The sequence below is a fragment of the Mesorhizobium sp. M4B.F.Ca.ET.089.01.1.1 genome, from assembly GCF_004022605.1.
GTDB lineage: Bacteria > Pseudomonadota > Alphaproteobacteria > Rhizobiales > Rhizobiaceae > Mesorhizobium > Mesorhizobium abyssinicae.
The window spans coordinates 1-7,976 of the sequence record NZ_RZOS01000262.1 but is presented as its reverse complement, the minus strand read 5'-3'; the positions used below and the strand labels follow the sequence as shown (position 1 = coordinate 7,976).

The window sequence follows — 7,976 nt, the reverse complement described above, 5'->3', positions numbered from 1 at the left end:
GCCAAGGACCATTCCAATCGCGGCTGGGCGGTATGGATCGTCGGCGGTCCTCGCGAACACGATGCGGCGAACCGAATTCGCGCCGAGCTGCCGCAAGCGGTCGATTTCACCACGACGCCGCTGCTCGACGTGATGTATCAGCTTGGCGCGTCGGCGCTGTTCCTTGGCGTCGATGGCGGCATGTCTCATGCTGCCGCGGCCTTGAATGTTCCCTGCGTGCAGATCTTCGGCTCGAACCTTTCCTACATACATGGGCCGGTCAACGACCATGTTCGCTTTCTCGAGCCGCCCATTTCGACCCCGAGCTGGATTGAGGATACATCGGGGGTCAGCGAGGAACGGGTGCGCGAGGCGCTGGCCGCTGCCTTCGCGGAACCGCGCCGCCAGCAAGGCGCCTGATATCAGCTACTCCTCTTGCGCCGCTCCGAAACCCGCACCCATGGTGGCGCGTGCCGCGCTCGCCCAGGGCGTGGCGTGATTGTCGATGCGCATCTGGAAGATGAAATAGGTCGGCGAGCAGAAGCCGATGCCCTTCACCTTGGCGGCGCCCGGCGTGTCCGCCGGCAGCGACTGGCACATATAGTCCTCGCGGCAGAAATGGTCCGCCGAGCAGGCCGGCCGGTTGCCGCGATTGACGGCGCCGCCGAGGCACTGGTCGAAATTGTTTGTCGCCACGCAGGTATCGAACTTCTTGCCGCCGACCAGTCCGCAGATCTCGTTCGGCATCGGCTTGCCGGCCTTGAAGGCGGCGAAGCTGCGGTCCTTGTCGTCGCAAGCTCGATAGGCGATGCCTGCCGGCACGCCGATCTTCGGCGGCCGGCAAGTGTAGGCGGTCCGTGAAATGTCGGAGGCGAACGCCGCAAACTGCCCGGCGATTGTGTAGCGGTCGTTGAAGGGCTGCGCTTCATTGCTGGCGATCGAGCCGGCCAGGCACGGATGGCCGGAAAACATCGCCTTGCTGTCCTTGGGCAGCAGGCATTGCGCCAGCGTGGTGCGCACGCCCGAAGCCGTGGCGAGCGGTGTGCAGATGGTGCCGCCGCCGCACTGCCAGGTCTGGCCGAAGCGGGCGGCGTCCTCGGGCCCCAGGCACGGCATCGCCATCTCGGCCTGCGCGTAGGCGACTTCGCCGGCACCCCTCCATTCGGCCGGCGGTGCGAATGAGAGCGGGCGGAAACGGTTCGGCTCCTTGCCCTCGGTCACGGCGCGCAGCCAGGCCTCGCGGCGCGTGATCTCGGCATGGAGATGCGGCGAGATGCCGACCTCGATGCGGTTGAGCGGCGACGTCGTCCTGTCGTCGAGGCCGATGAAATGGAAGCCGGCGGTGGAGCCTGCCTGATGGCAGCCCTGGCAGGCGCCATTGTCCAGCCGTTCGACCAGCGCCTCCGGCGTGCGCGCCAGCTTCAACCCGGAATAGTCGAGCCCGGCGAAATCGGTAGGCTCGAACAGCGACGTGAACGGATGGTTGGCCTGCCTGGCGCTGCCGAAGGTCGACCATGAGATGACCTTCTTCGCCAGGAACTCGTCCGGCATCTCATAGACGCCGAGATCGACCGGGCCGACATTGGCCCGGACATAGTCGGCGAGCTTTTTCTTGAGCACGGCATCTTCCGACAGCCGCGCGACGTCAGGCGTGTTCTCCAGCGGCTTTTCGCTGACCGTGGCGCCACCGATCCCAAAAATCCGCATGAGGTAGGCGGCCTGGCCGCCGAACTCGGTCTCTTGGCCGGAGGGAAAGCGCACCACTTGCGCGTTGAGTTCGAGCTGCTTGAAGGTCAGTTCTTCCGGCTCCAGCGGCCCGCCGGCCAGCCAGCCGGCATCGACGGCCTCGTCGAGCTGCGGCGTCCAGCGCCCGGCAACCCCGACGCAGCCGCCGTCGGCATCCGGAGCGACGCTGTAGACGGCATTGAAATTGAACGGCAGGCGCGAGGCCAGGACCTTGCCGTTCTTCCTGAAACTGTAGGCCAGGCGGTAGATGAAGCGCACCTCGCCGCAACTCTTGTCGCCGTTCAAAGTGGCGAAGTCGCGCCGGTCGAGCCGGTTGACGACGCCGACCAGGCGGAAGCGAGCCGCGTCCGTCTTCAGCCAGCGCATGTCCATGATGCGGCCGACATTGCCGTCGGTGACCTCGTAGAGGTTGCGCCCGCCGGCCTTCATCTCGGCGCGCAGGCCGGCGACATCGCCCGCCACCATCTCGACGATGGCGTGATAGGCGGGTGCCTCGTCGTAGAGTGTCTTCAAATCATCCTTGCCGTCGACGCTGAACACGGCGGCGAATGAGAATCCCTTCGCATCGAGCGCGGCAAGCACGGACGGATCGTCGACGACGGTGACCGGCTGCTCAGCGCGAGCGCCGCACGGTACCAATAGCGCGACGACAGCCGCAATGACGAGAGCGAACCGCTCCATCAGATGGCATCCGCCTGTTTTGCTTCGACCAGTTCGTGCAGCACCGGCACCATCGCCAGCGGCAAATCCTCGGCAATCAAGCCTGGACCGAAGCGGCGGCCGGCCTCGGCGTGGATCCAGACCGCCGCCGCCGCCGCTGCGAACACTGCCATGCCTTGTGCCAGAAGTCCCGCGATGATGCCTGCCAGCACGTCGCCCGACCCCGCCGTGGCAAGCCATGGCGCGCCGTTGCCGTTGATGGCCGCGAGGCCGTTCGGTGCCACAATCACCGTATCGGCCCCCTTGTAGACGACGACCGCATTGGCTCGCTGGGCGGCTGCGCGCGCCTTGGCTAGTTTGGAGAGATTTTTGTCTGCGGCAATGTCCGGAAACAGGCGAGCAAATTCACCTTCATGCGGTGTCATCACCAACGCGGGAGCGTGCGGCTCGTGAGTTGCTTCAAAGAGGCTCGCAGGCTCATCGCGAAACGAGGTGATGCCATCGGCATCGAGGACCAGCCCGCCGATCCCGCTGGCAGCGCCTTGCCGCCCGGCTCGCAGTATCGCCAAGGCAAGATCCCGTGTCCTCTCGCCGACGCCGAAGCCAGGTCCGAGAACAAAGGCCGAAGGCCGGCGCTCGCCGATGAAGTTGTTCAGGTCGGCTACGGTGTCGGTCCTGCGCAGCATGATCGAGGTCAGGTGCGCGGCATTTATCTGCATGGCGTCCGCTGGCGACAGCACGGTTACCGCTCCTGCTCCTGCCCTCGCGGCGGCAAGCGCCGACAAGCGCGCGGCGCCGGTTGTCGACGGCCCGCCGGAAAACACCCCGGCATGGCCACGTTTGTATTTGTGCGCGTCGGTGGCCGGGACCGGCAAGTTCCCGAGCCAGAGAGCCGGCTTATTCTCGAACGTTCTTGGAATGAGGTCGTTGACGACACTGTCGGGGATGCCGATGTCGGCAAGCACGATCTCACCGCAGAATTCGCGACCTGGCAGCAGCAGATGCCCAGGCTTTTTTCGAGCGAAGGTAACGGTGATGTCGGCCCGAAAAGCTTCTTCCCCAAGCACTGCACCGGTATCGCCGGAGACTCCCGAAGGCAAATCGATCGCAACAACCGGCAAGAGCAGGGATTTGGCAAAATCGATGGCGTTTGTGGCGTCGACGGGCAGCGACTTCGACAGCCCTGCCCCGTAGAGCGCATCGACGACCATTGAGCCGAAATCAGGGGCAAATGCCGTCAGCGGTCGGGGCGCGACCGGGCACTCCGCCGCGGCAATCGCGGCGTCGCTGCCGGCCCGCGGCTTGCCCGATACCCACACCGCGACATCGACGCCGGCCTCGGCCAGCAACCGCGCCACGACATAGCCGTCGCCGCCATTGTTGCCGGTGCCGCACAGCACATGCACGCGCGTCGCGGCCGGGTAACGCGCCAGCACAACGGCTGCGACCTCCGCGCCGGCCCGCCGCATCAGGCCGTAGCCGTCGAGCGGGCCAGCAGCGATTGCCAGCCGGTCGGCCTCGGCCATTTCAACCGGAGATAAAAGTTCGTTGCTCATGGATTGCCGTCCGCCCTCCGGTGAAGCATTGTCCAGTTTTCGGTTTGAAGCAAACAGCGAACACTGCCATTGCCTATAAAGGCATCGTTCGATGCGATGCGCCAACGGGCAAAACTGCCTGCAGATTGCGCTATTTGCCTAATTATTGTGCGGACGGGAGGGTCAGCAATGTATAGGCTTCGAGCGTCGATGACGCTTCCAATGCAGCGAATGACGCGAATGCGCATCGGGACGCGGCATGGTAGTGAAATCGCCCAATGGCGCTTCGAATCCGTCCGGACTGGCACAGTTCGTGCTTGATCGAAGCCGCAAGCGGGGCACAAAACCCGTCTTTTGGCAGTGGAGGCCACGTTTTACATGAAAAAGATCGAAGCGATCATCAAGCCATTCAAGCTGGACGAAGTGAAGGAAGCGCTTCAGGAGGCCGGACTGCAAGGCATCACCGTGACCGAGGCCAAGGGCTTCGGCCGGCAGAAGGGCCATACCGAACTCTATCGCGGCGCCGAATATGTCGTCGACTTCCTGCCCAAGGTGAAGATCGAGGTGGTGCTGGGCGACGACGCCGTCGAAGGCGCCATCGAGGCCATCCGCAAGGCGGCGCAGACCGGCCGCATCGGCGACGGCAAGATCTTCGTCTCCAACATCGAGGAAGTCGTGCGCATCCGTACCGGTGAGACCGGGATGGACGCCGTCTGACGCCTTTCTGCAACGTCATCATCAAAAAAACGTCACACAGGGATACATGACATGACGACAGCCAAAGACATCATGAAGCAGATCAAGGACAACGACGTAAAGTTCGTCGACCTGCGCTTCACAGATCCGAAGGGCAAGCTGCAGCACGTAACCATGGATGTCGTCGAGGTCGAGGAAGACATGTTCGCCGACGGCGTCATGTTCGACGGCTCCTCGATTGCGGGCTGGAAGGCGATCAACGAGTCCGACATGGTGCTCATGCCCGATCCCGACACGGTGCACATGGATCCGTTCTTCGCCCAGTCGACCATGGTCATCCTGTGCGACATCCTCGATCCGGTCTCCGGCGAATCCTATAACCGCGACCCGCGCGGCACCGCCAAGAAGGCCGAGGCCTACATGAAGTCGGAAGGCATCGGCGACCAGATCTTCGTCGGTCCGGAAGCCGAGTTCTTCGTGTTCGACGACGTCAAGTACAAGGCCGATCCCTACAACACCGGCTTCCGCCTGGACTCCACCGAACTGCCGTCCAACGACGACACCGACTACGAGACCGGCAATCTCGGCCATCGCCCGCGCATCAAGGGTGGCTACTTCCCCGTGCCGCCGATCGATTCCGCCCAGGACATGCGCTCGGAAATGCTGACCGTGCTCGCCGAAATGGGCGTGCGCGTCGAGAAGCATCACCATGAGGTCGCCGCCGCGCAGCACGAGCTCGGCATCAAGTTCGACACGCTGGTGCGCAACGCCGACAAGATGCTGATCTACAAGTACGTCGTGCACCAGGTCGCCAACGCCTACGGCAAGACCGCCACCTTCATGCCGAAGCCGATCTTCGGCGACAACGGTTCGGGCATGCACGTCCACCAGTCGATCTGGAAGGGCGGCAAGCCGACCTTCGCCGGCAATGAATATGCCGGGCTGTCGGAGAGCTGCCTCTACTACATCGGCGGCATCATCAAGCACGCCAAGGCGATCAACGCCTTCACCAACCCGCTGACCAACTCCTACAAGCGCCTGGTGCCGGGCTACGAGGCGCCGGTGCTGCTCGCCTATTCGGCGCGCAACCGCTCGGCGTCCTGCCGCATTCCGTTCGGCTCGTCGCCGAAGTCGAAGCGCGTCGAGGTCCGCTTCCCCGATCCGGGCGCGAACCCCTACCTCGCCTTCGCCGCCATGCTGATGGCCGGCCTCGACGGCATCAAGAACAAGATCCACCCGGGACAGCCGATGGACAAGGATCTCTACGACCTGCCGCCGAAGGAGCTGAAGAAGATCCCGACCGTCTGCGGCTCGCTGCGCGAAGCGCTGCAGAGCCTCGACAAGGACCGCGGCTTCCTCAAGGCCGGCGGCGTCTTCGACGACGACCAGATCGACAGCTACATCGAGCTGAAGATGGCCGAGGTGATGCGCTTCGAGATGACCCCGCATCCGGTCGAATACGACATGTACTACTCGATCTAAACTTCTGATCGGATTGAGATTTGAAGCCCTCGGAGGTCTCCCTCCGGGGGCTTTTTCATTGTCGTCCATGGTGATTATGCGAGCTATCGCGAGCCGGTGCTCAATAGGCGACGCGCACGTTCGCCGTCAGCGTGTTTCGCCACGTGCGCGATTTCTGTGCCGCCGCTTGGGCGATCTCCATGCAAAAAAGCCCCGGCGTTTCCGCCGGGGCCTTCTGGTCGCAGAGTATTCTGTTGCGGCGCGAACGCGCGCCGAGCGGATCAGGCGGCAGCCGAAACCTGGCCGCTGGCCGGGACCGACGCGATCGTCTTCAGGATCTGCGAAGCGATCTGGTAGGGGTCGCCCTGCGAGTTCGGACGGCGATCTTCCAGATAGCCCTTGTAGTCGTTCTTGACAAACGAGTGCGGCACGCGGATCGAGGCGCCGCGGTCGGCTATGCCGTAGCTGAACTTGTTCCACGGCGCGGTCTCGTGCTTGCCGGTCAGACGCTTGTCGTTATCCGGGCCGTAGACGGCGATGTGATCCATCAGGTTCTTGTCGAACTCGGCCATCAGCGCTTCGAAATAGGCCTTGCCGCCGACTTCGCGCATATAGGCGGTCGAGAAGTTGGCGTGCATGCCCGAGCCGTTCCAGTCGGTGTCGCCGAGCGGCTTGCAGTGGTACTCGATGTCGATGCCGTACTTCTCGGTCAGGCGCTGCAGCAGGTAGCGGGCCATCCACATCTGGTCGGCGGCCTTCTTGGAGCCCTTGCCGAAAATCTGGAATTCCCACTGGCCCTTGGCCACCTCGGCGTTGATGCCTTCATGGTTGATGCCGGCGGCGAGGCACTGGTCGAGATGCTCCTCGACGATCTGGCGCGCGACCGAGCCGACGTTCGAGTAGCCGACGCCGGTATAGTACGGGCCCTGCGGCGCCGGGTAGCCGCTCTCGGGGAAGCCGAGCGGACGGCCGTCCTTGTAGAAGAAATACTCCTGCTCGAAGCCGAACCAGGCGCCCTCGTCATCGAGGATGGTGGCGCGCTTGTTGGAGACATGCGGCGTCACGCCATCGGGCATCATCACTTCGCACATCACCAGCACGCCGTTGGTGCGGGCCGGATCCGGGAACACGGCGACCGGCTTCAGCACGCAGTCGGAACTGTGGCCTTCGGCCTGCTGGGTCGAGGAGCCGTCGAAGCCCCACAGCGGCAGCTGCTCGAGCGTCGGGAACTCGGCAAACTCCTTGATCTGGGTCTTGCCGCGAAGATTGGGGACCGGTGTGTATCCGTCGAGCCAGATATACTCGAGCTTGTATTTGGTCATTCTAGAGCCTCTCGTTGCTTGATCACCGCGCAGGGCGACGACGCATGGCCGGGCCGAGCCGACCTGCCGCGTCTTAAAAAGCAATTCGTGTGCCACTCCGGCAGTGGAGGGTGCGGCAAAATGGTCGTCACAAAGCGCTGAATTTGCTGAGCCGCCTCAGCGATGCGTTCAGATCGATCAAAAGCATAGTTTGCACAAAAATAGTGCAAATACTGATCTTTTTGTGGGCATATTGCCTAAATGAGTCGCAACCACTATCTTGGAAAGTAGATGAATCGACAGGCTCCTGGAGAAGAAGGGAGATCGCCAATGCAAGTCACCCCGTCCCGTCCGTCGGCAAAGATTTTGATGTTCCCCCTGGCAGGGCGCAAATCTGCCTCAAATTTAGGCGCAAAGGCCAAGTTCGCGGCAGAGCTTGCCTCGCTGCGCAACACGCATGCCGATTTTGATGGCTGGTACCACGAGGCGGCGATTGAGGAAGAGAGCACGCAGCGCAAGAGCTGATCGAGCCCTCCAGAGATTTCAGAATGGGAAAAGCCCGGCGTGATCGCTCACGCCGGGCTTTTGCTTTGAGCGC

The 7,976-nt window shown here is 63.2% G+C and carries 7 protein-coding genes; 4 read left to right on the top strand and 3 right to left on the bottom strand.

Going from position 1 to position 7,976, the window contains the following annotated elements; all coding sequences use genetic code 11:
- A partial coding sequence (locus EN780_RS21955; RefSeq protein WP_133372668.1) for a glycosyltransferase family 9 protein occupies positions 1–399 on the top strand: 399 nt, incomplete at its 5' end.
- A gap of 6 nt (positions 400–405) precedes the next feature.
- On the opposite strand, the gene EN780_RS21950 is transcribed toward EN780_RS21955, so the two are convergent.
- Both EN780_RS21950 and EN780_RS21945 read right to left on the bottom strand, forming a co-directional pair.
- Complete coding sequence (locus EN780_RS21950) at positions 406–2,406, bottom strand: hypothetical protein (RefSeq protein WP_128275307.1); 2,001 nt, start codon at positions 2,404–2,406, stop codon at positions 406–408.
- On the bottom strand, positions 2,406–3,941 hold the full coding sequence (locus EN780_RS21945) for an NAD(P)H-hydrate dehydratase (RefSeq protein WP_128275306.1): 1,536 nt from the start codon (positions 3,939–3,941) through the stop codon (positions 2,406–2,408). Before EN780_RS21945 ends, EN780_RS21950 begins: the two co-directional genes overlap by 1 nt.
- A 357-nt stretch (positions 3,942–4,298) precedes the next feature.
- On the opposite strand from EN780_RS21945, the gene EN780_RS21940 reads away from it, so the two are divergent.
- Both EN780_RS21940 and glnA read left to right on the top strand, forming a co-directional pair.
- Positions 4,299–4,637 carry a P-II family nitrogen regulator gene (locus EN780_RS21940; RefSeq protein WP_006205430.1) on the top strand — a complete coding sequence of 113 codons (339 nt, stop codon included), beginning with the start codon at positions 4,299–4,301 and terminating at the stop codon, positions 4,635–4,637.
- A 51-nt stretch (positions 4,638–4,688) separates the two neighbouring features.
- Positions 4,689–6,098 carry a type I glutamate--ammonia ligase gene (gene glnA / locus EN780_RS21935; RefSeq protein ID WP_127286113.1) on the top strand — a complete coding sequence of 470 codons (1,410 nt, stop codon included), beginning with the start codon at positions 4,689–4,691 and terminating at the stop codon, positions 6,096–6,098.
- Between the two features lie 260 nt (positions 6,099–6,358).
- Here the strand turns inward: glnA and EN780_RS21930 are convergent, their stop codons facing one another.
- Entirely contained in the window at positions 6,359–7,399 is a 1,041-nt protein-coding gene (locus EN780_RS21930; protein ID WP_127312043.1) for a glutamine synthetase beta-grasp domain-containing protein, read from the bottom strand.
- A gap of 309 nt (positions 7,400–7,708) precedes the next feature.
- On the opposite strand from EN780_RS21930, the gene EN780_RS21925 reads away from it, so the two are divergent.
- On the top strand, positions 7,709–7,903 hold the full coding sequence (locus tag EN780_RS21925; protein ID WP_127286111.1) for a DUF2735 domain-containing protein: 195 nt from the start codon (positions 7,709–7,711) through the stop codon (positions 7,901–7,903).
- Positions 7,904–7,976: the final 73 nt, after the last annotated feature.